Annotated in this window: 29 protein-coding genes; 13 read left to right on the forward strand and 16 right to left on the reverse strand. The window is 74.6% G+C overall.

The window, feature by feature from the left end; translation table 11 throughout:
- The coding region (locus FHL79_RS17075; RefSeq protein WP_138759779.1) for an SDR family NAD(P)-dependent oxidoreductase at positions 1-403 on the reverse strand (403 nt) is incomplete at its 3' end.
- A 60-nt stretch (positions 404-463) separates the two neighbouring features.
- Between FHL79_RS17075 and FHL79_RS17080 the strand changes: the two genes are divergently transcribed.
- Together FHL79_RS17080 and FHL79_RS17085 are read left to right on the forward strand one after the other, a co-directional pair.
- Positions 464-1,063 carry a hypothetical protein gene (locus FHL79_RS17080; protein ID WP_138759780.1) on the forward strand — a complete coding sequence of 200 codons (600 nt, stop codon included), beginning with the start codon at positions 464-466 and terminating at the stop codon, positions 1,061-1,063.
- Positions 1,064-1,111: 48 nt separating this feature from the next.
- Positions 1,112-1,960, forward strand: coding sequence for an HpcH/HpaI aldolase/citrate lyase family protein (locus FHL79_RS17085; protein WP_138759781.1), 849 nt, complete (start codon positions 1,112-1,114; stop codon positions 1,958-1,960).
- Here FHL79_RS17085 and FHL79_RS17090 read toward each other — a convergent pair.
- On the reverse strand, positions 1,957-2,709 hold the full coding sequence (locus FHL79_RS17090; protein ID WP_138759782.1) for a putative protein N(5)-glutamine methyltransferase: 753 nt from the start codon (positions 2,707-2,709) through the stop codon (positions 1,957-1,959). The genes FHL79_RS17085 and FHL79_RS17090 overlap by 4 nt on opposite strands.
- Entirely contained in the window at positions 2,706-3,533 is an 828-nt protein-coding gene (locus FHL79_RS17095) for a putative hydro-lyase (protein ID WP_138759783.1), read from the reverse strand. Before FHL79_RS17095 ends, FHL79_RS17090 begins: the two co-directional genes overlap by 4 nt.
- A gap of 113 nt (positions 3,534-3,646) precedes the next feature.
- On the opposite strand from FHL79_RS17095, the gene FHL79_RS17100 reads away from it, so the two are divergent.
- The 6 genes from FHL79_RS17100 to FHL79_RS17125 all read left to right on the forward strand — a co-directional run bounded on the left by FHL79_RS17100 (position 3,647) and on the right by FHL79_RS17125 (position 9,087).
- On the forward strand, positions 3,647-4,897 hold the full coding sequence (locus FHL79_RS17100; protein WP_138759784.1) for an NRAMP family divalent metal transporter: 1,251 nt from the start codon (positions 3,647-3,649) through the stop codon (positions 4,895-4,897).
- A gap of 14 nt (positions 4,898-4,911) precedes the next feature.
- A complete protein-coding gene (locus FHL79_RS17105; RefSeq protein ID WP_138759785.1) occupies positions 4,912-5,664 on the forward strand; it encodes a LamB/YcsF family protein in 753 nt (250 codons plus the stop codon).
- Positions 5,664-6,272: a 5-oxoprolinase subunit B family protein gene (locus FHL79_RS17110; protein WP_138759786.1), complete on the forward strand. Its 609-nt coding sequence runs from the start codon at positions 5,664-5,666 to the stop codon at positions 6,270-6,272. Before FHL79_RS17105 ends, FHL79_RS17110 begins: the two co-directional genes overlap by 1 nt.
- The gene (locus FHL79_RS17115; RefSeq protein ID WP_138759787.1) at positions 6,269-7,114 is read left to right on the forward strand and encodes a 5-oxoprolinase subunit C family protein; all 846 of its coding nucleotides are present in this window, start codon (positions 6,269-6,271) and stop codon (positions 7,112-7,114) included. The genes FHL79_RS17110 and FHL79_RS17115 overlap by 4 nt, the downstream gene beginning before the upstream one ends.
- Positions 7,111-7,836 (forward strand): hypothetical protein, encoded by a 726-nt coding sequence (locus FHL79_RS17120; RefSeq protein ID WP_138759788.1) that lies wholly within the window; start codon positions 7,111-7,113, stop codon positions 7,834-7,836. The genes FHL79_RS17115 and FHL79_RS17120 overlap by 4 nt, the downstream gene beginning before the upstream one ends.
- A gap of 345 nt (positions 7,837-8,181) precedes the next feature.
- The gene (locus FHL79_RS17125; protein ID WP_138759789.1) at positions 8,182-9,087 is read left to right on the forward strand and encodes an alpha/beta fold hydrolase; all 906 of its coding nucleotides are present in this window, start codon (positions 8,182-8,184) and stop codon (positions 9,085-9,087) included.
- Between the two features lie 10 nt (positions 9,088-9,097).
- On the opposite strand, the gene FHL79_RS17130 is transcribed toward FHL79_RS17125, so the two are convergent.
- Genes FHL79_RS17130 through FHL79_RS17140 form a run of 3 tightly spaced genes read right to left on the reverse strand, consistent with a single transcriptional unit; the run spans position 9,098 to position 13,073 of the window.
- Complete coding sequence (locus FHL79_RS17130; protein WP_138759790.1) at positions 9,098-9,535, reverse strand: hypothetical protein; 438 nt, start codon at positions 9,533-9,535, stop codon at positions 9,098-9,100.
- A complete protein-coding gene (locus FHL79_RS17135) occupies positions 9,532-11,040 on the reverse strand; it encodes an APC family permease (protein WP_246080915.1) in 1,509 nt (502 codons plus the stop codon). The genes FHL79_RS17130 and FHL79_RS17135 overlap by 4 nt, the downstream gene beginning before the upstream one ends.
- The gene (locus tag FHL79_RS17140) at positions 11,037-13,073 is read right to left on the reverse strand and encodes a primary-amine oxidase (protein ID WP_138759791.1); all 2,037 of its coding nucleotides are present in this window, start codon (positions 13,071-13,073) and stop codon (positions 11,037-11,039) included. The genes FHL79_RS17135 and FHL79_RS17140 overlap by 4 nt, the downstream gene beginning before the upstream one ends.
- A gap of 127 nt (positions 13,074-13,200) precedes the next feature.
- Here FHL79_RS17140 and FHL79_RS17145 point away from each other — a divergent pair, with 127 nt between their 5' ends.
- Both FHL79_RS17145 and FHL79_RS17150 read left to right on the forward strand, forming a co-directional pair.
- Entirely contained in the window at positions 13,201-13,866 is a 666-nt protein-coding gene (locus FHL79_RS17145) for a GntR family transcriptional regulator (protein ID WP_171058208.1), read from the forward strand.
- A gap of 33 nt (positions 13,867-13,899) precedes the next feature.
- Complete coding sequence (locus tag FHL79_RS17150) at positions 13,900-14,601, forward strand: spermidine synthase family protein (protein WP_138759793.1); 702 nt, start codon at positions 13,900-13,902, stop codon at positions 14,599-14,601.
- Here the strand turns inward: FHL79_RS17150 and FHL79_RS17155 are convergent.
- Complete coding sequence (locus FHL79_RS17155; RefSeq protein ID WP_138759794.1) at positions 14,571-15,920, reverse strand: MFS transporter; 1,350 nt, start codon at positions 15,918-15,920, stop codon at positions 14,571-14,573. The two genes, FHL79_RS17150 and FHL79_RS17155, sit on opposite strands and share 31 nt — an antisense overlap.
- Positions 15,921-15,978: 58 nt before the next feature.
- Positions 15,979-17,286, reverse strand: coding sequence for an alpha-amylase family protein (locus FHL79_RS17160; RefSeq protein WP_138759795.1), 1,308 nt, complete (start codon positions 17,284-17,286; stop codon positions 15,979-15,981).
- A gap of 130 nt (positions 17,287-17,416) precedes the next feature.
- On the opposite strand from FHL79_RS17160, the gene FHL79_RS17165 reads away from it, so the two are divergent.
- On the forward strand, positions 17,417-18,850 hold the full coding sequence (locus tag FHL79_RS17165; protein WP_246080916.1) for an MFS transporter: 1,434 nt from the start codon (positions 17,417-17,419) through the stop codon (positions 18,848-18,850).
- A gap of 9 nt (positions 18,851-18,859) precedes the next feature.
- Here the strand turns inward: FHL79_RS17165 and FHL79_RS17170 are convergent, their stop codons facing one another.
- The 4 genes from FHL79_RS17170 to FHL79_RS17185 all read right to left on the reverse strand — a co-directional run bounded on the left by FHL79_RS17170 (position 18,860) and on the right by FHL79_RS17185 (position 20,911).
- Complete coding sequence (locus FHL79_RS17170) at positions 18,860-19,249, reverse strand: ankyrin repeat domain-containing protein (protein WP_138759796.1); 390 nt, start codon at positions 19,247-19,249, stop codon at positions 18,860-18,862.
- Between the two features lie 23 nt (positions 19,250-19,272).
- Positions 19,273-20,025 carry a dienelactone hydrolase family protein gene (locus FHL79_RS17175; RefSeq protein ID WP_138759797.1) on the reverse strand — a complete coding sequence of 251 codons (753 nt, stop codon included), beginning with the start codon at positions 20,023-20,025 and terminating at the stop codon, positions 19,273-19,275.
- A 44-nt stretch (positions 20,026-20,069) separates the two neighbouring features.
- Entirely contained in the window at positions 20,070-20,618 is a 549-nt protein-coding gene (locus tag FHL79_RS17180; RefSeq protein WP_138759798.1) for a hypothetical protein, read from the reverse strand.
- A gap of 77 nt (positions 20,619-20,695) precedes the next feature.
- On the reverse strand, positions 20,696-20,911 hold the full coding sequence (locus FHL79_RS17185) for a hypothetical protein (RefSeq protein WP_138759799.1): 216 nt from the start codon (positions 20,909-20,911) through the stop codon (positions 20,696-20,698).
- 74 nt (positions 20,912-20,985) lie between these two features.
- On the opposite strand from FHL79_RS17185, the gene FHL79_RS17190 reads away from it, so the two are divergent.
- Positions 20,986-22,524: a helix-turn-helix domain-containing protein gene (locus tag FHL79_RS17190; RefSeq protein ID WP_138759800.1), complete on the forward strand. Its 1,539-nt coding sequence runs from the start codon at positions 20,986-20,988 to the stop codon at positions 22,522-22,524.
- Positions 22,525-22,562: 38 nt separating this feature from the next.
- Here FHL79_RS17190 and FHL79_RS17195 read toward each other — a convergent pair whose 3' ends face one another.
- The 4 genes from FHL79_RS17195 to FHL79_RS17210 all read right to left on the reverse strand — a co-directional run bounded on the left by FHL79_RS17195 (position 22,563) and on the right by FHL79_RS17210 (position 25,133).
- Positions 22,563-23,417 carry a type IV toxin-antitoxin system AbiEi family antitoxin gene (locus tag FHL79_RS17195; protein ID WP_171058210.1) on the reverse strand — a complete coding sequence of 285 codons (855 nt, stop codon included), beginning with the start codon at positions 23,415-23,417 and terminating at the stop codon, positions 22,563-22,565.
- Positions 23,418-23,501: 84 nt separating this feature from the next.
- Positions 23,502-24,023 (reverse strand): hypothetical protein, encoded by a 522-nt coding sequence (locus FHL79_RS17200; RefSeq protein ID WP_138759802.1) that lies wholly within the window; start codon positions 24,021-24,023, stop codon positions 23,502-23,504.
- Positions 24,020-24,604, reverse strand: coding sequence for a hypothetical protein (locus FHL79_RS17205; RefSeq protein WP_138759803.1), 585 nt, complete (start codon positions 24,602-24,604; stop codon positions 24,020-24,022). The genes FHL79_RS17200 and FHL79_RS17205 overlap by 4 nt, the downstream gene beginning before the upstream one ends.
- 64 nt (positions 24,605-24,668) lie before the next feature.
- Positions 24,669-25,133: a PPOX class F420-dependent oxidoreductase gene (locus FHL79_RS17210; protein WP_138759804.1), complete on the reverse strand. Its 465-nt coding sequence runs from the start codon at positions 25,131-25,133 to the stop codon at positions 24,669-24,671.
- A 98-nt stretch (positions 25,134-25,231) separates the two neighbouring features.
- Between FHL79_RS17210 and FHL79_RS17215 the strand changes: the two genes are divergently transcribed.
- On the forward strand, positions 25,232-26,689 hold the full coding sequence (locus FHL79_RS17215) for an AI-2E family transporter (protein ID WP_138759805.1): 1,458 nt from the start codon (positions 25,232-25,234) through the stop codon (positions 26,687-26,689).
- The last annotated feature ends 10 nt before the right edge of the window (positions 26,690-26,699 follow it).

Here is a 26,699-nt window from a genome sequence, read left to right on the forward strand (position 1 = left end):
CACCCGCCCCGCCCCGCCGGCGGGACATCAGCTGCGCCGCGCGCCGGGCGCACAGCACCACGCCGAGCAGGTTCACCTCCAGCACCTGCCGGACGACGTCCACCGGGGTGTCGGCCAGGTCGCCCAGGTGCGCCGTCACGCCGGCGTTCGCGACCAGCCCGGTCACCGCCCCGAGCTCACCGGCCGCGGCGAAGAGGGCGTCGACGTCGTCGGGGTCGGTGACGTCGGCGCGGACGGCGACCGCCCGCACACCGCGGGCCACGGCGTCGGCCACCACGGCCCGGGCCTCGGCGGAGCCGGTGCGGTGGCCGACGACCACGTCGTGGCCGCGGTCGGCGAGGGCGCGGACGGTGGCGGCGCCGATCCCCCGGCTGCCGCCGGTGACCAGGGTGAGAGGAGGCACGGGGCCGATCCTGGGCCCGGGTCCCCCGGACTGTCACACCCGCCCGGCAGACTCCCCGGCGTGGCACACCCCTCCGAAGCCGTCGTGCGGCGGCTGCACCCGCTGCTGGTCGAGGTGCGGGACGCACTGCTGCGCGGCCTGGCCGTCAGCCGGGCCATCCACGCCACCCACGACTGGCAGCCCACCGCCGACCGCCACCTCGACCACCAGCTGGTCCGCCGGGAGGCGATGGAGCGGCTGCGGCCCTACGCCGAGCACGTCGACCACCCGTTCGGCACCCAGCTCGAGCTGCTCGAGCCCGGCAACGACAACCTCGGCCTGCCGATGAGCGGCCTCATCCTGCGCACGCCCACCGAGGTGCTGCGGGTGTGGCACTCCGAGGACGGCGAGCTGCCGGCCGCCGACACCCACGGGCTGCGGCACTTCTACTCCCAGGCGCCCACCGCCCAGCTGCGGCTCCAGCTGGCCGTCGACGCCGTCCCCGGCGACCCGGCCCGCCGCGAGCACCTCGCGCTGCTCTGGGCCGACTCGCGCACTCCCGGCCGCGACCCGGAGCTGGTCCGCTTCGACCTCGTCCGGCCGCGCGGCTCCAGCGGGCGGCGGGTCGACGTCGACTGGCACGTGGGCCTGCTCGACCGGCTGCGCAGCACCGCCGCCTGACCGCTCCCGGCGACCCCGCGCGCCGTCCGCGGGACCCCGGTCAGCAGAATGGCCGCCGTGGTGCACAGAGGCAGGCAAGTAGACCCAGGGATCGCCCGCTCGTGGCTGCTGGTCAACGGCGCCCGGACGGAGTTGTTCGACAGCGCACACGAGTCCCGTGCGGACCAGGTGGTGCTCGACATCGAGGACGCGGTGGACCCGGCCCGCAAGCCGGCCGCCCGCGAGGACGTGGTCGAGTACCTCTCCTCCGGCGAGAAGCGCGCCTGGGTGCGGATCAACGACCGGTCCACCGAGTTCTGGTCCGGCGACGTCGACGCCCTCAAGGGCCTGCCCGGCCTCGCCGGCGTGATGCTCGCCAAGACCGAGGCCGCCGAGCACGTCACCGAGACCAACGACCGGCTCGGCGGGGACACCCCGGTGCTCGCCCTGGTCGAGTCGGCGCTGGGCATCGAGGAGGCCGTGCGGATCGCCTCCGCCCGCGGCGCCTTCCGGCTCGCCTTCGGCAGCGGTGACTACCGCCGCGACACCGGCACCAGCGCCGACGACCTGGCGATGGCCTACCCGCGGTCGCGGCTGGTCATCGCCAGCCGGGTCGGCGGGCTCCCCGGCCCGATCGACGGCCCCACGGTGAGCACCAGCCACCCGGTGCTGCGCGAGCAGTCCGCCCTCACCGTCTCCCTCGGGCTGACCGGGAAGCTGTGCCTGGACATGGACCAGCTGCCGGTGATCAACGAGGTGATCAGCCCCGCCCCGTCGGACGTGGCGTGGGCCCAGGACTTCCTCGCCGACTTCGACGCCCGCGGACAGGTCATCCGGGACGGCAGCGACCTGCCGCGGCTCGGCCGCGCCCGCAAGATCGAGAAGCTGGCCACCGCCTTCGGCGTCGAGCCGAACTAAGCAGTCGGGAGCTGGCCGGCCACCACCGTGCCGGCCAGCTCCTCGTCCGCGACCACCCGCGCGGTGAGCCCGGCCCGGGTCATGGCGGCCACCGTCGCCGGCGCCTGCGCGCCGCTGGTCTCGATCAGCAGCCACCCACCCGGGAACAGCCAGTCCGGGGCGCCCTCGGCCACCCGGCGCTGCACGTCCAGCCCGTCGTCCCCGCCGTCCAGGGCCGCCAGGGCCTCGTGGTCGCGGGCCTCCGGCGGCATCAGCGCGATCGCCCCGGTCGGCACGTAGGGCGCGTTGGCCACCAGCACGTCGACCCGGCCGCGCAGCGCGGCAGGCAGGGCCTCGTAGAGGTCCCCCCCGTACACCGAGCCCGCGCCGTTGCGCCGGGCGCAGTCCACCGCCACCGGGTCGACGTCCGCGGCGTGCAGCTCGACCGCGCCGACCGCGGCCGCGACGGCCACGCCCACCGCCCCGGTGCCGCAGCACAGGTCCAGGACGACCGACCCCGGGCGCGCCAGCGCCGCCGCCTCGCGCACCAGCAACCGGGTGCGCTGCCGGGGCACGAAGACCCCGGGCGCGACGGCGAACCGCAGGCCGCAGAACTCCGCCCAGCCCAGCACCTGCTCCAGCGGCTCCCCGGCCACCCGTCGGTCGACGAGCGCGTCGAGGTCCCCGCCGGCCTCCAGCAGCAGCGCTGCCTCGTCCTCGGCGAAGACGCAGCCAGCAGCACGCAGCCGGGCGACGACGGCGGCGCTCACGCCTGCCGGTAGACCGCGTCGGGCACGTCGGTGATGAACATGTGCCCGGGCGCGTGCGTGATCGCGAAGGGCGGTCGGGAGGCCATCAGGGCCGCCTGCGGCGTGACCCCGCAGGCCCAGAACACCGGGACGTCACCGTCCTCGCTCTCGACCGGGTCGCCGAAGTCGGGCCGCCCGATGTCGGGGATGCCCAGGGACGACGGCGAGCCGACGTGCACGGGCGCCCCGTGCACCTGCGGCATCCGGGCGGTGACCTGGACCGCCGTGGCGACCAGGTGGCCGGGGACCGGCCGCATCGAGACCACCAGCGGACCGGCGAGCCGCCCGGCGGGGCGGCACAGGCGGTCGGTGCGGTACATCGACACGTTGCACCCCTGCTCGAGGTTGCGCACCGGCACCCCGGCGTCGAGCAGCGCCGTCTCGAAGCTGAAGCTGCAGCCGATGAGGAAGGCGACCAGGTCGTCGGTCCACAGGTCGGTGACGTCGGTGGGCTCGTCGGCCAGCTCCCCGTCGCGCCAGACCCGGTACCGCGGCAGGTCAGTGCGCAGGTCGGCGCCGGCCGCCAGCGCGGTGCGGTAGGACCCGGGGTCGGTCACGTCCAGCAGCGGCACCGGCTGCGGGTTGCGCTGGCCGAACAGCAGCATGTCCCAGGCCCAGTCCCGTGGGAGGACCACGAGGTTGGCCTGGGTGGAGCCCGGCGCCTCCCCGGAGCTGGGCACCGCGAGACCGGCCCGGTAGCGCGCCCGCGCGTCGGCGGGAGTGCGGCGGGCGACCGGGTCCGTACCGGTGGTGACGGTGGTGGCCGGGACAGCAGTGGTGGTCATCGGAGACCTCCCTCGGATTGCCGGAGGACGTGCACGACCCTACGGTCGATCACCACCAGGCAACAGCGCAGTTCCCGGATCCGCCACCGGCCCGCAGGAACCCTGGAGCGCCCATGTCACACACCCCGGACCAGCCCGCCACCCAGACCGGCACGGCGCCGCCCGGCGGCCGGCTGGCCACGAGCACCCGCTCGACCCTGCTCGGCGCCATGTTCCTGATGGCCACCTCGGCCATCGGCCCGGGCTTCATCACCCAGACCACGACCTTCACCGTGCAGCTGGGCGCGGCGTTCGCCTTCGCGATCGTCATCTCGATCCTGGTCGACATCGCCCTGCAGCTGAACGTCTGGCGGGTCATCGGGATCAGCGGCCGGCGCGCCCAGGAGCTGGGCAACCTGGTCGCCCCCGGGCTCGGCTGGGTGATGGCCGGCTTCCTGCTGGTCGGCGGGCTGGTGTTCAACATCGGCAACGTCGCCGGCTCCGGACTGGGGCTGGACGCGATGCTGGGGCTGGACCCGAAGCTCGGCGGGGCGCTCTCCGCGGTCATCGCCATCGGCATCTTCCTGAGCAAGAAGGCAGGGGTGGCGGTCGACCGCATCGTCGTCGTCCTCGGCCTGGCGATGATCCTGCTGACCGCCTACATCGCGATCACCTCGGGCCCGCCGGTCGGGCAGGCGCTGCGGAACGTCGTCCTCCCCGAGGAGGTCGACGTCCTGGCCATCACCACCCTGGTCGGCGGCACGATCGGCGGGTACATCGTCTACGCCGGCGCCCACCGGCTGCTCGACTCCGGCGTGACCGGCCCCGCGCACGTCCGGGACATCACCCGCGGCTCGGTCACCGGCATCCTGATCACCGCCGTCATGCGCGTCGTGCTCTTCCTCGCCATCCTCGGTGTCGTCACCGGCGGCGCCGCCCTGGACCCGGACAACCAGGCGGCGTCGGCGTTCGAGCAGGCCGCCGGCGAGGTCGGGCTGCGGGTGTTCGGCATCGTGCTGTGGGCCGCGGCCATCACCAGCGTCATCGGCGCCTCCTACACGTCGGTCTCCTTCATCACCTCCCGGACCAGGACCAGCGACCGCACCCGCACGCTGATGGTGGTCGGGTTCATCGCGGTCACCACGCTGGCCTACCTGCTGATCGGCACCGCCCCCACGACGCTGCTGGTGTTCGCCGGCGCCTTCAACGGGCTGCTGCTGCCCATCGGCATCGCCGTCCTGCTGTGGGTCGCCACCCGGCGCACCGACCTGCTGAACGGCTACCGCTACCCACGCTGGCTGCTGGCGATCGGCTGGCTCGCTTGGCTGCTCACCCTGTACCTGGCGGTCAACTCCGTCCGCCCGGTGATCGAGCTCTTCTCGTGAGGCAGGGTGGAGCCGTGGACCTGAACTCCGACCTCGGCGAGGGCTTCGGCCAGTGGACGCTCGGTGACGACGACGCGCTGCTGGGCGTGGTCACCAGCGCCAACGTCGCGTGCGGCTTCCACGCGAGCGACGCCAGCATCATGCTGCGGGTCTGCGCGAAGGCCGTCGAGTCCGGCGTCGCCATCGGTGCGCAGGTCGGTTACCGCGACCTGCCCGGCTTCGGCCGGCGGTTCATCGACATGGAGCCCGCGGCGCTGACCGCCGACGTCGTCTACCAGCTCGGCGCGCTGGAGGCCTTCGCCCGGATCGCCGGCGACCGGGTCCGCTACGTCAAACCGCACGGCGCGCTCTACAACGCGATCGTGCACCACGAGGAGCAGGCGGCTGCCGTCGTCGCGGCGGTCGTGGCCTACGACCGGACGCTGCCGGTGCTGGGGCTGCCGGGCAGCGTCTTCCTGGCGCAGGCCGCGGCCGCCGGGCTGACCACTGTCGCCGAGGCCTTCGCCGACCGCGCGTACACCCCTGAGGGCACGCTCGTCTCCCGTCGGCTGGACGGCGCCGTGCTGCACGACCCGGCCGAGATCGCCCGGCGGTGCGTGGCCATGGCCACCGGCGACCTGATCGCCGACGTCGACGGTGGCCCGCTGGTCCTCACGCCGGAGTCGATCTGCGTGCACGGCGACACCCCCGGCGCGGTGGAGATCGCCCGGCAGGTGCGCGAGGCCCTGACCACCGCGGGGGTCACCGTGGCCCCCTTCGCGCCCTGATGCGGCTCCTGCCCAGCGGCAGCACCGCCCTGCTGGTCGAGCTGGACTCCCTCGACGACGTCCTCGGGCTGTACGCGGCGCTGGCCGCGGAGCCGCCGGCGGGCGTCGTCGACGTCGTCCCGGCGGCGCGGACGGTGCTGCTGGTCACCGACCCGGCCCGCACCACCCTGGCGGCGGTCGCCGACGCGGTGCGCCGGACCACGCCCCGTCCGGACGCCCGCGCCGACGGGGACTCCGTCAGCCTGCCGGTGCACTACGACGGCGCGGACCTCGCCGAGGCCGCCGACCTGCTGTCGATGTCGATCGATGAGCTGGTGCAGCGGCACACCGGAGCCGAGTGGACGGTCGCCTTCTGCGGCTTCTCGCCGGGCTTCGGCTACCTGGCCCAGCCCGGCGCCGGGTGGGAGGTGCCGCGCCGGTCCACCCCGCGCACCAGGGTCCCACCGGGCTCCGTGGCGCTCGCCGGGGAGTTCAGCGGCATCTACCCACGGGAGTCCCCCGGCGGCTGGCAGCTGATCGGGCGCACGGACGTGGCGGTCTTCGACCTGGACCGCGATCCGGCGGCCCTGCTCCGACCGGGCAACCGGGTGCGGTTCGAGGTCGCATGAAGACCCTCACCGTGCTGGCCACCGGGCCGCTCACGACCGTCCAGGACGAGGGGCGTCCCGGGCAGGCGGCACTGGGCATCGGGCGCTCCGGCGTCTGCGACCGCGCCTCGGCGGCGCTGGCGAACCGGCTGGTCGGCAACCCCCCGGACGCGGCGGTGCTCGAGGTGACGTTCGGCGGGCTGGCCGTGCGCGCCGGGTCCGACCTGCTCGTGGTCACCACCGGGGCGCGCTGCCCGGGTGCGCCGCACGCCGCACCGACGCTGCTCCGGGCCGGCGCGGAGCTGCGGCTCGGCGCCCCCGCCGGTGGACTGCGCAGCTACCTCGCCGTCCGCGGCGGCATCGCCGTCCCGCCGGTGCTCGGCTCCCGCGCCACCGACGTCCTCGCCGGGCTGGGCCCGCCCGTCGTCGCGCCCGGCGACGTGCTGCCGGTGGGCCCGCCGACCTCCCCGCCGGCCGGGGTGGACCTCGCCCCGGTGGCCGACCCGCCTGCGGGGGCGGTGACCGTCGCGGTGCTGCCCGGGCCGCGCGCCGACTGGTTCGGCGCCGCCGGCTGGTCGGGCCTGGTCGGGCGGCCCTGGACCGTCAGCAGCGACAGCAACCGGGTCGGCGTGCGGCTGGACGGCGTCCCGCTGGACCGGGTGCGCGCCGGCGAGCTGCCCAGCGAGGGCATGGTGCGCGGCGCGCTGCAGGTGCCACCGGCCGGCACCCCGGTGCTCTTCCTCGCCGACCACCCGGTCACCGGCGGCTACCCGGTGATCGGCTACGTGGTGGACGCCGACGTGGACCGGTGCGCCCAGCTCCGGCCCGGCCAGACGCTGCGGCTGCGCGGGAGCCGGGCATGAGCGAGAGCACGGGATCGATCGGGTCGGCCAACGACTCGACAGCCCGACCGCCCGCGGCGCCGCGCCGGCGGGCGGTCGGGCTGCAGGTCGCCGCCGCGGTGACCGCCGGCTTGGCCGTCGTGGCGCCCATCCAGGACATCTACTCGATCCGCTGGGACATCGGCGTGGCCGTGCAGAGCTACCGGGTCACCGGCTGGGGCGCGACCCAGCACTTCTCCGGACAGGCCGACATCGCCGTGTCCGCCACGCGCATCGCCATCCCGTTCCTGGTCGGCGCCGTGCTGCTCACTGCCGGGATGCTGGCCTGGTCGGTGCCGCGGCGGGGCTCGGTGGCCCCTCTGCTGGTGCTCGCCGGAGCGGCCGTCACCGCGGGCGCCGCGCTGACGGTCTACCTCGACTACCAGGCAGCCGTTGCCCAGGCGGCGATGTCGCCGGAGGTGACGACCGCCGTGACCGTGCACACCGGCGGATGGCTCATCGGGGGGGCAGGTGCGACGGCGCTGGCGGCCGCGCTGCTGGCCGGCTGGACGGCGCGGCCGCTGCCTGCCGGTACGACCCCGGTCGGGACCACCTCCGCACCGGTGCCGACGGCCCCGTCGGCGGACGGCACCGAGGTCCCCGCGGCCGACCCGGTCGTTGCGCCCGAGGAGCCGCCCCCTGCCCCGCCCACGTGGTCCCCGGCCGACTTCCAGCGGCCACCTCCCGGAGCGGGCCCCGGCTGACCGAGCTGGGTGCGCCTGGACGGCACACCGCCCGGTTGACTCGTGTCCCCAAGACCGCTCGCGGTCCCGTGCGCGGAGGAGACCCGGTGTCCCGCTCGGCCGACGTCCGCAGCCCGCTGCTCCGGAGCAAGCTGCTGGTCCCGCCGGTACCGGCCACCCTGGTCCCGCGGCCCCGGCTGACCGGGCGCCTCGATGCCGCTCACCGCCGAGCAGGTCGTGGAGCAGCAGCTGCACCAGGCGACGCCGCACGTCGACCGCATCCCCGCCGAGGGGCCGGTCAGGTCCTGCGGTTCCGCACCCGCTGACGTCTGGACGCGGCGGCGGTCGGACCGGTAGACCTCGTGGGTGTCCCGCGCCCTCGAGTGGCCCGCCGGAGCGACCTCGCACGTCACCGACCTCGACGGACCGGTGCACCACCTGGACCTGGGCGGGCCGGTGGGCGCGCCCGTCGTCCTCGCGGTGCACGGGCTGGGCGGCTCGGCACTGACCTGGGGGCTGCTCGCGCCCCGGCTCACCGCCACCCACCGGGTGCTCGCCGTCGACCTGTGGGGGCACGGGGGCAGCGGCATCCCGGCCGGGAGGCCCGCGCTCGCCGACGACCTGGTGCTGCTGCACCGCTTCGTGTCCGAGGTGGTCGGGCAGCCGGTGGTGCTGCTCGGTCACTCGATGGGCGGCGTGCTGGCGCTGCAGCACACCGCCCAGCACCCCGAGGACGTCGACCGGCTGGCGCTGCTGAGCCCGCCGGTGCCCGGCTCCTCCGGCCGGCTCGACCGGGCGCTGCTGGCCCGGCGGGCGCTCCTCCGGCTGCCCGGGGTCTCGGCCGCGGTCGCCCGGAAGGTCGCCCGGCTCACCGCCGAGCAGGTCGTCGAACAGCAGCTGCGCCAGGCGACGCCGCACGTCGACCGGATCCCCGCCGAGGGGGTGGCCGCCGTGGTGGTGGAGACCCGCCGCCGCGCCGGGCAGCCGGACGCCGGCCGCGCCCAGGCCGTGCAGTGGGCCGGCATCCTGGACACGATGGCGCTGCTCGGGCACGCCGCGGCCTGGCGGGAGACGCTCGCCGGCATCGCCGTCCCGGTGCTGTGGCTGCAGGGTGCCGACGACCCGCTCGCCCGGGCCGACCAGGCAGCCGCCCTGGCGGCGACCCGGCCGGACTGGATCTTCCGCGTCCGCCCCGGTGTCGGCCACCTGCTCGCGATCGAGGACCCGGGGTGGACCGCGGCCCAGCTCCTCGGGTGGCTGGCCGTCCCCTGACCGGCGCCGGTCAGCCTGCGGGCACCCGGACCGGGTCCTCCTGCTCCCGCAGCCGACCGCTGGCCAGCACGGTGCCGGCCAGCGCCACCTGCAGGGCGGCCAGCAGCAGCCCGCCCCACATGCCGACGTCCGCCCCGGCGTGCACCGGGGACCCGCCGGCCAGGTGCCCGGACCCGCCCGACGCCGCGCTGAGCAGGAGGAGGTGCAGGAACGCCATGCCGCCGTACATGACCGCGGTGGCCTGCCACACGCCTCGCACCGGACGCTGCCACAGCGCCCGGACGCACGGCAGGCAGGCCACCGCCATGGCGACGAACACGACCCGCTCCACCGCACCGCCGTGGCCCCCGGAGGTGGCCGTGACCAGGTGCACCGCGACGCACACCGCCCCGGCCACCGCCGCGACCCGACCCGCGACGGCGACCCCGTCGTGCTCGCCGGCGGTCACGACTGTCCGACCGGCGGGCCCGTCTCGGAGCGGACGGGCGAGGCCGGCGGAGGGATCCGGGGTCCGTCCGGGTGCGGCGCGACGGGTTCCTCCTCGGTGCTGCCGACCTCGGCCATCACCTCGGGCCGCCGGGCTCGCACGACGACGTACCAGCCCATCCCCAGCGCCAGGACGGCGACGAAGATCGGCAGCAGCAGGTTGAGCGGGTACTCCGGCACCGGGATGACGTTCTTGTAGAAGACGTACAGCAGCGCCGCCACGACGACGACCGACAGGACCGTCGACATCGGGTTGCCCTCGCCCCGCCGCCTCAGGAAGAACGGCAGCGCGACCGCCATGAGCAGGTAGCCCACCATGTAGCCGAAGGTGCCGACCGTGCCCACGTAGGCGTAGACGTCGAACGGCCCGCGGCCGGCGATCATCAGCACCACCGGCACCAGCCCGATGATCGGGGCGAGGATGCCGATGGCCACGTGTGGCGTCTTGTAGCTGCGGTGCGCCCGACCGAGGGCCGCGGGCAGCACGTCCTCCTCGCCCATGGTGTACAGCACCCGGGACGCGGCGTTGATGCTGGCGATCGCCACCGCGAAGAACGACGCGGCCACCCCCAGGTCGACGATCCAGACGATGCTGCTCAGTCCGTACCGCTCGGCCAGCTCGCTGACCGGCGCCGCGCTCCCGCTCAGCGCCTCGACACCGCCGAAGCCCATCACCGAGGAGATGGAGGCGAAGACGTACAGCACGCCGACCAGCACCGCGCTGCCGATCACCGCCCGGGGGATCGTCCGGTGCGGGTTGCGTGCCTCCGCCCCCAGACTGGCCGAGCTCTCGAACCCGACGAAGCCCAGCACCGCCAGCACGATCCCGTAGGTGACGCCGTCGAAGCTGGTGCCGGACAGGTCGAACAGCGACGGCGCCGCGTCGTCGCCGCCGCGGGCGACCACGACGACGAGCACCAGCAGGACGGCGGCGACCGAGATGACCTCGAGGACCAGTCCCACCCGCGTGGAGATCTTGATGCCGACGATCGCGAAGGTCGCCGCGGCCACCGTGGCGAGCGCCGTCATCACGATGTACGCGGTGTTCGAGGTCATCCCCGGCAGCCCGATCCGGTCGAGCAGGCTGCCGAGGAAGGGCCCGATGAGCGTCACGCCGAGCATGGCGATGCAGGCGTAGCCGATGACCAGGCTCCAGCCGGTGGCGAACGCACCGGTGGGCCCCAGTCCCCGGGCGACGTAGCTGTACAGCGACCCCGAGGAGGCGAACCGCCGGGCGAACTGGGCGACGCACAGCCCGACCAGGACGACGATGACCGTCGCCGCCACGTAGGACAGCCACGCCCCCGGGCCGGCGAAGAGCACGATCAGCGCCGGCCCGGTCGCCATGACCGCACTCGGGGCGATGCCGGCGACCGACTGGGCCATCACCTCGGCCTGGCTCATCGACTCGTGCGCCAGCCCCTGGTCGGAGTGCGCCGGCTGGCGGCCCCCCGCCGCCTGGGTCACTCGGCCACCTGCTCCCGCGCGCTCTGCCCGACCGTCTCGCCCGGGGCCATGTCATGGCAGGAGCCGTGCCCGTCGGCCTCGTCGTGGCAGGCCGGCGTCGAGCGCGGCATGTCCAGCGCGGGGTTGCCGTCGAAGAAGCCGACCGGCTTGAGGTGGAAGCCGGCGTAGCTCACCGGCATGACCGGCCAGTCCTCGGGGCGGACGACGTGGTGGGCGCCGAAGGAGTACCAGACGACGACGTCGGTGTCCTCCAGCGACCGGTCGGCCTTGACGTACTCCGGGAGGCCACCGGGCCGCTGGCTCTGGTTCGGGTAGTCGCCGGCGGCGAACAGCTCACCCTGCTCGTAGCGGGTGACCCACAGGTGCTTGTAGGCGAACTGCGCCCGGTCCCACGCCTGCGAGCCCTCCTGCTGCAGCGGCAGCACGTTGTCCCCCGGCATGAGCTTGTACCCGGCCGGCTGTCCCAGCTCGTTGACCGAGGAGGGGTTCACGATCTGCCAGGTACGGCCGACGAACGGGTTGATCAGCCGCTGGGCCTCGCTCTCCCTGGCCAGCAGGGTCTTCTGCGTGACCCAGGCGTTGCCGTAGGGGTTGTCCTCGCCCGGGGGCAGCGCCGCGGCGTCGACCTCGTAGACGGAGTTGGCCTCGCCGTCGACCTGCATGTCCAGCCGGACGTTGAAGAAGTGCTGGTGGTGCGGCCCGTACAGGCCGGGGGCGACCAGGGTGCCGAAGCGGGGCTGCTCACCGACCGGCACGGCGCCGGTGGAGATGACCCCGGTCAGCTTGACCTCGAACTGGATCGTCCCGTCGGTGTAGAGGTACCAGAAGAACCCGTACTCGTAGTTGCCGACGGTGGCGAAGCAGGAGACGACCAGCCGCCGGGACCGGCGGACCTCCATCTTCTCGGTGCGGAAGTCGGTGTGCTTCCAGCCGACGCCGTAGTCCTCCTCGTGCATGCAGATGGCGTTGGGGATGGTGACCGGCTCGCCGTCCTGGTCGTTGGCGACGGCGTCGAAGTAGAAGATCTCGCCGAGGCAGTCGCAGCCCAGCTGCAGCGGGTTGAGCAGCAGGCCGACGCCGTACTCGCCCTCGTCGAAGACGTTCTTGATCCGGTGGGTGGGGGCAGGGTCCGCGTAGGGGATGTACATCTCCGACAGCGACGCCCGGTAGATCACCGGGCGCAGCCGGCCCCGGTCCTCGTAGCCGACCTGGTGCAGGACGAGTCCCTCGCGCGGGCTGTAGCCCACCTGGAGCCGCCACTTCTGCCAGCTCACCGCGTGCCCGTCGACGGTGAAGCTGGGCCCCTCCGGCTGGGTGATCTCGATCGGTCGGACGTCGTCGCGGACGTGCGTGTGGGCCGGGCGGTTGTCGTCGTCGAACATCAGCTCGGGCATGTAGTTGCCCGCCTTCTCCGGCAGCGGCACCACGCCGTGGTCCCGGACGTCGATGACCTCCATGAGGTCCAGGTCGACCAGGACGATGAGCCCCTCGACCGGGCGGGCGTAGCCGTTGTCGTCCTCGCGGGACCGGACGAAGGTCAGCGGCCGGATCAGCCGGCGGCCGAGCGGGTCCTCGAGGTCGTAGCCGGCGGCCCAGGGGTCGATCATGGCCAGCGAGAAGTCGGTGACACCGCGCTTGCGCATGGCCTCCTGCCAGCGCGGGTCGGCCCGGGTGATCTCCTCGGTGGCGAAGAACTCCTCGAGCATCACCCCGGGCTGCACGCCCTCGACCACCTGCCACGAGGTGACCACGCTCGAGGTCAGCGACACCACCGTCTCGATCGTCTGCTGCGTCTCCCGGTCGTAGAGGACGGCGAACGCCGACCGCTCCGGGGGCGCCGACCCGCCGCGCTGCCAGGCCAGCACCTCGGGCTTGGGCGGCTCCTGCAGGGTCACCGACACGAACCGCACTCGCGGCCCGAGGTCTCGCTGGTCGCGCAGGACGGCCGACGCCCGGCTGATCTCCTCGGCGCTCAGCGGCGCCAGCGGGGAGCTGCTCGTCGTCGTCGTGACGTCTGGGAACTGGATTGCCACGGGGGCCTCCTCGACAGGGTGCCGAACCCGCAGGGTTCAGGGTTCGTGCCGCGGACCGTATACCGTGTACGAGAGCCCTCCAAGGACTAGAAGTGGCATGCATCACACTGGTAGGAAGGGCGATTCGGTGGACCTGCGTCGCATCGAGGCCCGATCCCTGGCCGACCTCGCCTACGAGCGGCTGACCGACGCCCTGCTCTCCGGCGAGCTCGCCCCCGGGGACCGGCTGGTGCAGGACGTCCTCGCCGTGCGGCTGGGGATCAGCCGGACGCCGGTGCGCGAGGCCCTCCAGCGGATGGAGCGCGAGGGCACCATCCGGGCCGGCGAGGGGCGCGGGTACGTGGTCCCGGACCTGACCAGCACGGACATCGGCCACCTCTACGAGGTCCGCGAGGCCGTCGAGGGGCAGGCCGCACGGCTGGTCGCCGCCCGGGCCGTCTCCTCCGTCGACGACATCGAGGCCACGCTGCGCCGGCTGTCCACCGCGGCCGGGTCCAGCGGGCCGGACGTCTTCCGGGCCAACCGGCTGGCGCACCGGGCCGTCGTCGAGGCGTCGGGCAACCCGTTCCTGCTCGAGCTGTTCGACGACCTCTGGGGGCGCAGCGTGACCATGCAGGCCTGGGGCGACTACTTCACCTCGGTCCAGGACCACGTCGACCTGGTCACCGACCACGCCGACGTGCTTGCCGCGCTGCGCAGCGGCGACCCCGACCGTGCGGCCGCGGAGATGGTCGCGCACGTGCGGGGAGGACTGGCCCGGCACCAGCACGGCCCCGACGACCCCCGCGGCTGACGGCTCGGCCGGGTGCTGGGTCAGACTCCCCCGGTGATCGCCGAGGACGAGCTGCACGAGCTGGGCCGGGACTCCGGCGCGCACGGCGAGGTGGTGCTGCGCCGACGGGGACCGGTCACCGAGCTGGTCGTCGACGGCGTGTTCGCGATGGACGACGTCGACACCTCGACCGAGCGCGCGCTGGCCACCGAGGCGCTGCGCCGCTGTCCCGGGGCGGACCTGCGGGTGCTGGTCGGCGGGCTCGGGCTGGGCTGGACCGCGGCGACCGTGCTCGCCGACCCGCGGGTCGCTGCGGTCGACGTCGCCGAGCTGCAGCCCGCGCTGGTCGGCTGGGCCGGCGCGGGCCTGCTGCCCGGCCTGCCGGAGCTGCCCGCCGGGCGGCTGCGGCTCCTCGTCGGCGACGTCGCAGACACCCTGGCCGGCTCCCCCGGCCGCTGGGACGCCGTGCTGCTGGACGTCGACAACGGCCCGGCCTTCCTGGTGCACCAGTTCAACGCCGGCCTCTACGCCGGGGCCGGGCTGACGGCGGCGCTGGCGGCGCTGCGGCCCGGTGGGGTGCTGGCGATCTGGTCCAGTGACCCGGCACCGGAGCTGGCCGGGCGGCTGGCCACCCTGCCGGGCGCCACCGACGTGGAGCACCTGGTCCTGCCCGTTGAGCGGGACGGCCGGCGCTTCGACCACGCGCTCGTCCTCGCCCGCGCCGCTCAGTCGCCGGCCGACGGCCCCACGGGGTAGGCGGACCCGCCGCGCAGCCGGGCCCGCGCCGCCACCACCAGCGGGACGAGGACGACACCGTCCCGGGCCATCCGGGCGCGCAGCTGGCGGCGGTGGACGACCACCCCGACCCCGCCGAGGACCCAGAAGACGTACTGCACCGCGAACGCCGCCCGGAACGCGTCCAGCGAGTAGTCGGTCGAGGCGCCCGGGGTCATCGCGTCCAGCACGAAGCCGATCGCCAGCACGGTGCACAGCGAGGCGACGAAGCCACCGACGTTCACCACGCCGCTGGCGCTGCCGGAGCGCTCCACCGGGTTCTCGGTGCGCGCGTAGTCGAAGCCGATCATCGAGCCGGGCCCGTTGGTGCCGAGCACGATGATCAGCACCACCAGCAGCCACAGCGGCGCCCGACCCGGCCACAGCAGCACCACGGTCCAGACGGTGGCGGTGGCGCCGAGGATGCCGAACACCAGGTTGGAACGGCGCAGCGGCCAGCGGCCGACCAGCTGGCCCAGCAGCGGCCCGAAGGCCATCCCGACCAGCACCAGCAGGCTGAGCAGCGACGCCGCGACACCGGCGGACAGCCCCTGCCCGATGGTGAGGAACGGGTAACCCCACAGCAGGGCGAACACGGTGCCGGAGAACTGGGTGACCAGATGGGTGGCCAGCCCGATCCGGGTGCCGGGCTCGCGCCAGGCCGCGACCAGGTTGCGCCGGACCACCGCCATCCCGGCCGGCGCGGCGGCCACGGTTCCCGGCGGCGCGTCGCGCAGCGCCACCAGCACGAGGACCGCCACCAGCACGCCGACCGCGGCCGCACCGAGGAAGGTCGGCGTCCAGCCGGCCGAGTGCAGCAGCGTGACCAGCGGGTAGGCGGCCACGATCTGCCCGACCTGGCCGAGGATGCCGGTGAGCTGGGTGATCACCGGGACGGTGCGGCCGGGGAACCACAGCGGCACGAGCCGGAGCACGCTGATGAACGTCATGGCGTCGCCGGCGCCGACCAGCACCCGGGCGGCGACCGCGGTGGGCACGTCGGTGGCCAGCGCGAGCACCAGCTGACCGGCGGCCATGGTCACCGCCCCGGCGATGACGACCCGGCGCGAACCGAACCGGTCCAGCGCGACCCCGACCGGCACCTGCAGGGCGGCGTAGACCGCCAGCTGGAGCACCAGGAACAGCGAGATCGCCGACGCGCCGGCGGAGAACCGCTCCTGCGCCTCGAGCCCGGCGACGCCGAGCGAGGCACGGTGGAAGATCGCGACGGCGTAGGCGAGCAGGCCGACCAACCAGACCGCATAGGCGCGCGAGGACGTCGTGTCGGTCGGTGCGGTCACGTGCAGGGACGACGCCGCCACGCCGTCGGGCCATTCCCGGCGACGGCTGTGCGGTTGCTCACCCCTCCAGGATGGCCCACCCGTGCGCAGCCAGCTCGACGGTGTCCCGGCGCACGGTCCCGGCGCCGGCGAGCACCGCACCGGCCCCGGGTGCCGGCAGCCGGGCCGGCTCGTCGGCCAGGTTCAGGGCCACGACCAGCCGCTCGCCGTCCGCGCTCGCGGCGTAGCTGAGCTGCCGGTTGTCCCGGTGCAGCGGCGTCGTCCGGGCCCGGTGCAGCCAGCGGTGCCGGCGGCGCAGGCCGATCAGCTGCTCGTGCAGCCGGTAGGTGGGCCAGCCGAACGGCGCGAGCCCGTCGGGGCCGTCCGGGAACGGCGGCCGGACGGCGTCGTCCCCACCGGCCCGGTCCTCCTTGACCCCGGTGAAGGCCTGCTCGTCCCCGGCGTAGACCGACGGCGTGCCGCCGACGGTGAACAGCACGGCCAGCGCGTGCGGCAGGTGCCGGACGTCGGTGAGCCGGCTGGCGATCCGGGTGACGTCGTGGTTGCCGACGAAGGTCAGCGGCGCGAAGACCTCGCAGAACCCGTCGTGCCGGCCCAGCGCGTGCGCCAGCTCGTGCAGGTTGCCGTCGTTGAGCGAGCTCCAGACCGCCTTCCACAGCTCGTACTGGGTGACCGCGTCCATGCCGGACTCCCGGACGACCCGGGTGTAGTCGCCGTGGATCACCTCGCCGACCAGGTAGGCGTCGGGGTGCCGGGCCCGCACCCGGGACAGCACGGTGGCCCAGAACGAGGTCGGGACGGCGTAGGCGGCGTCCAGCCGCCAGCCGTCGGCGCCGCGGTCCAGCCACGCGGTCATCACCTCGGTGACCCAGTCCGCGACGGCCGGCGCGGAGTGGTCCAGCGCCACCAGCTGGCCGTGGCCCTCGAAGGCGTCGTACTCCGGCTCGGCGTCGCGCCCGTGCGGCCAGCGCAGCCGGAACCAGTCTGCTGTCGGCGCCGCCGGGCCCTGCTCCAGGACGGCGCGGAAGGCCGGGTGCTCCCGGCCCACGTGGTTGAACACGCCGTCCAACAGCACCCGCAGGCCACGGTCGTGGGCGGCGGCCACCAGGGCGTCGAAGTCGGCGTCGTCGCCCAGCCGCGGGTCGATCCGCGAGTGGTCGACGGTGTCGTAGCCGTGCGTGCTCGAGGCGAACACCGGCCCCAGTGCGAGCCCGTTGGCGCCGAGCTCGACGGCGTAGTCCAGCCAGGCGGTCAGCCGGTCCAGCCGGTGGGTGACCGCGCCGTCGGCCGGCGCCTCCCGCTCCGCGCCGACGAAGCCGAGCGGGTAGACGTGCCACCACACCGCGTCCTGCACCCAGTCCGGCATCGCCGTCCCCTCTCCCGGTGTCCGGCCCCTGACGCTACGGAGCCCGACCGCGCGTCCTCCGGGCGGGGACGACCGCTGGACGGAAGCCTCGGCCGGGGTCCGGAGCACGCCGCAACTACCGTCGGAGGACGTGAGCACCCCGGGCACCCCTGCGCCACCCGCCGCCCGCCCCGGCCTGGTGCCGGTGCTGGTCTACCTGGCGATGCTGGTCGCGATCATCAGCAGCCTCGGTGCTCCGCTCATCCCGGCGATCGCGGCCGCCAACGACGTGTCGGTCACCAGCGCGCAGTGGGCGTTGACGGTCACCCTGGTCGTCGGCGCGGTCGCCACCCCGGTGATCGGCCGGCTCGGCGACGGCCGGCACCGCCGCACCGTGGTGCTCGTCGTCCTCGCCGTCGTCGGAGTCGGCAGCGTGCTGGCCGCGCTGCCGCTCGGCCTGGGCTGGTTGGTGGCGGGCCGGGGGCTGCAGGGCCTGGGCCTGGGGATCACCCCGCTGGCCATCGCGACCGCCCGCACCGCCCTGGCCGGTGAGCGGTCCCGGTCGACGGTCGCGGCGCTGTCGGTCACCGTCGCCGCCGGGGTGGGGCTGGGGTACCCGCTCACGGGCGCGATCGCCGAGTTCGGCGGGGTGCACGCCGCGTTCTGGTTCGGCGCCGGTGCCAGCGCGCTGGCCATCGTCGCCGCGGCGCTGGTCTACCCGCGGTCGCCGGAGGTCCCCCCGCGCCGGCTGGACGTCGCCGGTGCGCTGCTGCTGGGCACCGGCCTGGCCTCCGGGCTGCTGGCGCTCGGCGAGGCGGAGACGTGGGGCTGGACCTCCCCGGCGGTCATCGGGCTCGCCGTCGTGGCCGTGGTGACCCTGGTCGGCTGGGCGGGGTGGCAACTGCGGGCGCCGGCGCCGCTGGTCGACCTGCGGCTGGCCCGCAGCCGCACTGCGGCCACCGCGCACGGCGCGGCGCTGCTGGTCGGGCTGGCCAACTACCTGCTGCTGTCCTCGGTGCCGCGGCTCGCCCAGACCCCGGAGTCCACCGGCTACGGGTTCGGGACCTCGATCGTCGTCGCGGGGCTCGTCCTGCTGCCGTTCTCCGCCGCCAGCTTTCTGGCCAGCCGGCTCGCCCGGACGCTGGAGCGCGCCGTCGGGAAGCGCTGGGTGCTCCCGGCCGGTGCGGTGCTGCTCGGCGTCGGTGAGGTGCTGTTCGCCTTCGTCCGCACCGACCTGTGGCAGGTGTTCGCCGCCATGGCCGTCGCCGGGCTCGGGGTGGGCACGGTGTTCGCGGCCCTGCCCGGGCTGATCGTCTCCGCCGTCCCGGCCGGCGAGACCGGCAGCGCGATGAGCCTCAACCAGGTGCTCCGCTACATCGGGTTCGCCGTCGGCAGCGCGCTGAGCGCGACGGTGCTGGAGGCCGCGACCGACCGCGGGGCGGAGTGGCCGGACACCTCCGGCTACGCCGCCATCGGGCTGATCGGACTCGGCGCGTGCGTCGTGCTGGCCCTGCTCACCGCGGCACTGCCTGCCGGTGCCCGTCCTGCGCCCGCCCCGGCACCCGCTGCGGCCCCGGCCCGCTGAGCGGACCGCTCAGACCTCCAGCAGCGCGGACATCTCCGGCAGGTCGAAGAACTGCGCGGTCGCACGGGCGCTGGGCCGGCCGGCGTCGGGGTCCGCGCCGGCGGCGACCAGGGTGCGCACCGAGTCCGCCGACTGCTTGAAGACCGCCGCCGCCAGCGGGCTCTGGCCCCGGTCGTTGATCCGCGAGTGGTCCGCGCCGCGGGCGAGCAACGCCGCGACGGTGTCCGCGTGGCCGTGGTAGGCGGCCAGGATCAGCAGGGTGTCGCCCTTGTCGTTGGTCAGGTTCGCCGGCACCCCGGCGTCGAGGTAGGCGGTCAGCTGCTCGGTGTCGCCGCCCCGCGCGAGGTCGAAGACCTGGGCGGCCAGCGCGATGACGCCGGGGTCGATCGGTTCGCTCACGGTGCCGAGCCTAGGCAGCTGGGTCAGCGCGCGGCGACCCGGTCGGCGAGGGCGAGCACGTGCCGCCAGGCGTCCTGGCAGGCGTCGGCCCACTCCCCGAAGGCGCGGTCGAAGAAGGAGTGCGGCGCCCCCTCGTAGACCACGTCGTCCACGTCGGCGCCGGCCGCCCGCATCGTCTCGGCGAGCCGGCGCTGGTCCTCGACGGGGGTCGCGGAGTCGGCACCGGCGATGATCATCACGACCGGCCGCCGGGCGGCGGCGGCCGCCTCCCCCACCATCTCGGGCTTGCCGTAGAAGCCCGCGCTGCCGGCCAGGTCCAGCTCGCCGGCGGACTGCCGCCAGGCGTGGCTGCCACCGAAGCAGAAGCCGACGGTGATGACCGGGAGGGTGGGCTCGGTGCGGCTGCGGAGGTACTCGATGCCCGCGGCGGTGTCCGCGTCCACCCCGGCCGGCGTGGTCTGCGGGATGTGGCTCCGCCAGTCGAAGTCCTCGCCGCGGGTGCCGCCCTCGGCCACGCCCGCCGTGCGCCCGAACCAGTCGATCGCGACCGCGGGGAGACCGGCCTCGGCGAACCGCTCCGCCAGCGCCACGTAGTACGGGTGCAGGCCGCGGATGTCGGGGAGGATCACCACGCCCGCCCGGGGCGGACCGGCGGGGGCGGCGTAGGCGGCGGAGAAGTCGGTGCCGTCCGCGGCGGTGAGCGTGAGGGAACCCCGCTCGCCGACGTCCCCGGAGCGGGGCGGTGCAGGCGGGCGGCTGTCGTGGTCGTGGCACATGCCCCGAGTTCTACCTGCGCGCCGGCCGCGCCGCCCGCCCGGGGTCACGCGTCGGCGGTGCCCGCCAGCACGCCGGGGTCGCCACCGAACACCGACGCGGCTACCTCGCGGCGGGCGTCGGTCAGCCAGCGGTACTGCCGGTTCGCCTGCTCGATCAGCGAGTCGAACAGCACCGGGTCGATCCGCGGGTCCACCTCGGCGGCGATCCGCAGCGTCTCGAAGCCGCTGCGCTTGCCTCGGACGGCGGAGGCCAGGAACTCGAACTCGACCAGCGAGCTGAGCGGCGAGCGGCTGAGCAGGTGCCCGTTGAGCTTGAGCCGGCTGGCCTTCTCCGCGACCCACACGGCCACCTGCTTGTACTGCCGCACCGGCAGGCCCAGCGCCTTCGTGGCGGCGATCAGGTCGCTCTTCTCCTGACGCAGCTCGTCCAGCAGCTGGCGCAGCCCGTCCTCGTGGGCGCTCCCCCGGTGGGCGCCGATCATCCGGGTGACCAGCTCGATGCCGCCCGCCGCCGAGGCGATGTGGTCGTTGCAGTAGACGGCGAGCAGCTCGGGACGGGCGACGGCGCCGGTGGGCGCCGGGGTGTCGGACACGGGTTCTCCTCGCAGCAGGGTGCCGGGTCGGCGTGCTCATCCTGCCCGGTGATCACCCCGGCGGCACCCGCGCCCGGTCAGCGGCGGTTGCGACGGCTCCAGCTGCTCCAGGAGTTGTCGCTGCTGAACGGGCTGGTCACCTCGGCGTCGCGCCGGGACTCCCGGACGTCCCGCCAGACGTCGCCGGAGTGCAGCACCCGGGAGCCACGGCGGCGGACCGCGCGGTCCATCAGCCAGGCGACCAGCAGCAGCGAGAGCACGGCTGCGAGCGCGACGAGCCAGAACCAGACCATGCTGCATGGTGGCCCGCCGACACGGTGCAGCACCACACCGTCCGCATCTCATCTGTGAGATACGGTGCGCGCTGATGACGCTCACCGAGGACACCACCAGCCAGTCGCTCCGTCAGATCGGCGCCCTGGTCCGCGACGCCCGCCGGCACCACGGCCTCACCCAGTCCCAGCTCGCCGACCGGCTGGGCACCAGCCAGAGCGCGATCGCCCGGATCGAGCAGGGCAACCAGAACCTGACGCTGGAGCTGCTGGGCCGGTTGTCGGCAGCGCTGGAGAGCGAGCTGATCACCGTCGGCCGCCCGGGCCCCACCCACCTGCGGGTCAGCGGCGGCACCCCGCTGCACGGCAGCGTGACGGTGAAGTCGTCGAAGAACGCCGCGGTGGCCCTGCTCTGCGCCTCGCTGCTCAACCGCGGCCGGACGACGCTGCGCAACGTGTCCCGGATCGTCGAGGTGGACCGGATCCTCGCCGTGCTGACCTCGATCGGCGTCCAGGCCACCTGGGACGCGACCGGCCGGGACCTGACGATCGTCGTCCCGGAGCAGCTGGACCTGTCCGCGATCGACGCCGACGCGGCCCGCCGGACCCGCAGCATCATCATGTTCCTCGGTCCGCTGCTGCACCGGGCCGAGGAGTTCGAGCTGCCCTACGCCGGCGGCTGCGACCTGGGCACCCGCACCATCGAGCCGCACATGATCGCCCTGCGGCCGTTCGGCCTGTCGGTGGAAGCCCGGGCCGGGGAGTACCACGCCACCGTGCGCCGACCGGAGTCCCGGGACCGCACCATCGTGCTGACCGAGCGCGGCGACACCGTCACCGAGAACGCCCTGCTGGGCGCCGCCCGGCACGACGGCACCACCACCATCCGCAACGCCAGCCCGAACTACATGGTCCAGGACCTCTGCCTGTACCTGGAGCTGCTCGGCGTGCGCATCGAGGGCTTCGGGACGACGACGCTGCGGGTCACCGGGCAGCCGGTGCTCGACGCCGACGTCGACTACCCGCTGAGCGAGGACCCGGTCGAGGCGATGAGCCTGCTGACCGCGGGCATCGTCACCGGCTCGGAGCTGACCGTGTGCCGCGCGCCGATCGAGTTCCTGGAGATCGAGCTGGCGATCCTGGCTGAGATGGGGCTGCAGTTCGACCTCTCACCGGAGTACGCCGCCGACAACGGGCGCACCCGGCTGGTCGACGTCACCATCCACCCCTCGCAGCTGCGGGCGCCCATCGACAAGGTGCACCCGATGCCCTTCCCGGGGCTCAACATCGACAACCTGCCGTTCTTCGCGGTCATCGCCGCCACCGCGACCGGCGAGACGGTGATCCACGACTGGGTCTACGACAACCGGGCGATCCACCTGTCCGACCTGACCCGGCTGGGCGCCGACGTCCGGCTGCTCGACCCGCACCGGGTGCTGGTCTCCGGGCCGACCCGCTGGTCGGCCGCGGAGATCGTCTGCCCGCCCGCGCTGCGTCCGGCGGTGTGCATCCTGCTGGCGATGCTGGCGGCCAAGGGCACGTCGGTGCTGCGCAACGTGGACATCATCGCCCGCGGCTACGAGCAGCTCTACGAGCGCCTGGTCGAGATGGGCGCCCAGATCGAGGTCTTCTGACCCCCTTGGGGGGCCATGTTGGCCAACATGGCCCTCCGTCAGCGGGGGAGGGCCGCGCGGACGCGGGCGACGACGCCGTCCAGGTCGCGGAGATCGGCGGCGCTGAGCCTGATCACCCGCCAGCCCGCTGCCTCCAGCCGGGCGATCCGGGCGTCGTCCCGGGCGATCTGCACACCGTCGAAGTGATGAGCACCCTCGTACTCGACCAGCACCTTTCCCTCGGGGAACGCGAGGTCCGCCCGGCCGAGGAGGACACCCGCGGCCCAGACCTCGAACTGGGGCACCGGGGTCAGCCCGCTCATCACCAGAGCGACGCGGACCCGGGACTCCGGCGCCGACTCTGCACGCGGGTCGACCAAGGCCACAGCTCGACGGACCCGGACGACGCCCTTGCGACCGCGTCCGGCCGCGGGCAACGCCGCCAGCTCATCGACGCCCACGCTGCCACTGCGCGCCATGGCATCGAGGGCAGCGACCGCGGTGCCGAGCGGTTCCCACGCCGCGCCGTCCCAGGCCGTCCGGAGCGGTGAGGTCACCGGGACGCCGTCATGCCACTCGACCTCCTCCGGCCGCAGTTCCGCCTGGTGCACCCGTACCTCACGCGGGCCCTTCCAGAGGACCGACGGCGGGCGGACGACGGTGACCGGGTCGTGAGCAGCCGCGAACGGCGCACCGTGCCACGCGGCGGCCGAGTGACCGGCGATCGCGGTGCCGACCGGGAGCAGCAAGGCCACGGCTGAGCACCGCAGTCGGTGGTCGAACTCCAGGCCGGGATCCGCGTAGACCCCGTGCACCAGGCGCCGACAGCTGAGCTCGCGCAGTTGCTTGCGGGTGACGACTCCCTCAGCGATCGCGTGACTCCCGATGAACACGCCGGTCAGGTGGTTGCGCACCTGCCGGAGCGTGCCGAGTCGGCCGAGTCCTCGTCCTCGCCGTCCACAGGTGGGGGCCATGTTGGCCAACATGGCCCCTGGGGGTCAGGTGCGGAGCAGGACGGCGACGCCGACGCAGGCGAGCGCCCACAGGCCGCTGGCCAGGGTGCCGATGATGAACCGCTCCGAGGCGACCGGGGCCTTCAGCTCGTTGAACCGTCCGAGCCCCTTCAGCGCGATGAGCACGGCGAGCCCCTCGGTGAAGCCGGCGAGCACCGTCACGGCGATGGCGGTGCGCTCCAGGACCCCGATCCACGTCCCGCCGCGCAGCACCTCCGGGTCCGACGCCCGGCGGCGGGACGGGCCGTGGTCGGGGTCGGCGGCGCGGAGCACGGCGGTCGCGACCGGGCCCCCACCGAGGGCCGCAGCGGCCACCGCGAGCAGCACGCCGACGTTCTGCACCCCCTCCCCCACCCGGCCGGTCCGCCAGGCCAGGGCGGCGGCGACGCCGAGCACCGCGACCAGCAGCGCGGCGCTCAGCGCGCTGCGCCGGGTGTCGCTGCGCGGGGTGAGGACGGCGCCGGCGGCCGCGAGCACGCCGAGCAGCACGAGCGCGGCGATGCTCATCCGACCGCCCGCGCCAGCAGCCGGGCCGCCGCCGGGCGCAGGTCGCGCTCGACCTCCCAGAGCCCGGCGGCCAGTCGCTGACCGACCGCCTGGCGGGAGACGCCGAGCTCGCTCGCGGCCTCGGCCTGGGTGCGCCCGGCCTCGACCAGCCCGATGGCCTGCCACGCCTGGTCGCTGCGCCGCTCGACCAGCGCGGCCAGCGCGGTCAGCACGGCCTGCGCATCGGCGGCCGGCTCGGCGACCGCGCCCCGGACGGCGACCCGGACCGGGCGTCGCTTGGCCGCCTCGACCGCGGCCCGGGCGGCGACGAAGGCCGCTCCGGCGCCCGCGCGGGTGCTGCCGGGCAACGGCGTCTGCACCGGCCCGGCGCCGACCCCGACGCTCCAGCCGCCGTCCCGGACGAGCCGGCGGACCACGTCGACGACCACCGCAGGGTCGTCGAGCACGCCCTGGAACTCATCACCGGCGGTGCGCTCGAAACGGAGCACGGTGGGCATCCCCGACAGCACGGCCAGCCCGCCGGGCACCCGGTCGGCGCTGCGCCGGCTGCCCCGCTGGTCCACGGTCACCACGAACGGCATTCCGCAAGTCCAGCAGCTTGCACGGCGGAAAGCAAGCCTGGAGACTTGGCAGCCACCAGCGGGGTCAGGAGGCGGTCAGCTCGGGCGGGAAGCCGCCGGTCGCGATCGGGCCCCACCGCTCGATGGTCACCCGCAGCAGCGCCTTGCCCTGCCGCTGCATGGCGGCGCGGTACTCGTCCCAGTCGGGGTGCTCACCGCTGATCGCGCGGAAGTAGTCGACCAGGGGCTCGAGGGCGTCGGGCAGGTCGAGCACCTCCGCCTGACCGTCGACCTGCACCCACGCGCCGTCGAAGTCGTCGGAGAGCACGCAGAGCGACACCCGCGGGTCGCGCCGCGCATTGGCCACCTTCGCCCGCTGCGGATAGGTCGAGATCACCACCCGGCCCTGCTCGTCGATGCCGCAGGTGACCGGCGACAGCTGCGCCGACCCGTCGCCGCGGCGGGTGAGCAGCAGGGCCTTGTGCCGGGGTCGGAGGAAGGCGAGCAGCTCGTCGCGCTCGACCCGGTCGGCGGTGGCGGTGCGTGGCATGGGGTGAACCTACGACCCGGTACGACAGCGGGGCGGACCCGCGAGCGCCACCGGGCGTGCGACGGGTGGGGGGACGCCGGATGTGTTGGGATCAGCGCATGCCCGCCGACCGTTCCGCCGAGCCCACCGCGGCCGCCGACCGCCCGACGGCCGGGGCCGCCACGACGGCCGGTGCCCGCCCGGGGGCCGACACCCCCGCCCCGGCCGACACCCATCAGCCGACCGGGGTCAGCGGCGCGACGTCCGTCGGCTCGGACGACATCGACCAGGAGACCATCGGCACACGGGCTCCGGTCCCGGGGCCCCAGCGCTCCCAGCGCATGCAGGCGGCGACCCGCAGCGTCGCGATCGCCTCCGCCCAGCTCATCCTGATCGTGATCGCGCTGGTGATCCTCGGCTACGTCTTCGGCAAGCTGTGGGTGGTCCTGCTCCCGGTCGTCCTCGGGTTGCTCTTCACCACCGTGCTGTGGCCGGCCACCCGGTTCCTCCGCAAGCACCACTGGCCACCGGCGCTTGCGTCCGCGACGGTGCTGCTGGTCTTCCTCGCCGCCATCGGCGGCATCATCGCGGTGATCGCGCCGCAGGTCGTCGGCCAGGTCGAGGAGCTCGCCGACGGCGTGACCGGCGGGCTGCAGCAGGTGCAGGAGTACCTCGCCGGTCCCCCGTTCAACCTGGGTGACGAGCAGGTCGGCAACGCCGTCGACTCGGTGATCAACACCGTGCAGAGCAACGCGCAGAACATCGCCGGCTACGCGGTCACCACCGCGACCACGATCGGCAACGCACTGGTCAACCTGGTCCTCGCGCTGGTGCTGGCGTTCTTCTTCCTCAAGGACGGCCCCAAGTGGACGCCGTGGCTGGCCGCCCAGACCGGGCCGCGCGCCGCGCCGCACGTGGCCGCCCTGTCCAGCAAGGCCTGGACGACGCTGTCGGAGTTCATCCGCCAGCAGGCGCTCGTCGGCTTCGTCGACGCGTTCTTCATCGGGCTGGGCCTGCTGGTCTTCGACGTGCCGCTGGTGCTGCCGCTGGCCGTGCTGACCTTCTTCGGCGCGTTCATCCCGATCATCGGTGCCTTCGTCGCCGGCGCGTTCGCGGTGCTGATCGCGCTGGTGAGCAACGGCGTCACCACCGCGATCTGGATCCTGGTCGTCGTGCTGCTGGTGCAGCAGCTGGAGGGCAACGTCCTGCAGCCGATCATCCAGGGCCGTGGGCTCAACCTGCACGCCGCGGTGGTCATCCTCGCGGTGACCGCAGGCAGCAGCCTGGCCGGCATCATCGGCGCGTTCCTGTCCGTGCCGGTGGCCGCGCTCATCGCGGTGGCCTACCGGTACGGCCGCGACCAGCTCGACGGGCTCACGCCGGAGGTCGGCCCGGACGGGACCAGCCACCAGCTCACCGGGGACTCCTCCGGCGCCCAGCTGGTGCGCCGGCCCGCCGAGGCCGAGCCGGCGGTCAACCCCGAGTCCGAGGACGCCACCCCGCAGGAGGCCGCGGCGGCCGGTCACGGGCTGGGGGTGCTCGGGAATGCCCGGCGTCGACTGCGGCTTCACCGGTGAGAAGACCCTG

The sequence above is a fragment of the Modestobacter altitudinis genome (assembly GCF_005930475.1).
Taxonomy (GTDB): domain Bacteria; phylum Actinomycetota; class Actinomycetes; order Mycobacteriales; family Geodermatophilaceae; genus Modestobacter; species Modestobacter altitudinis.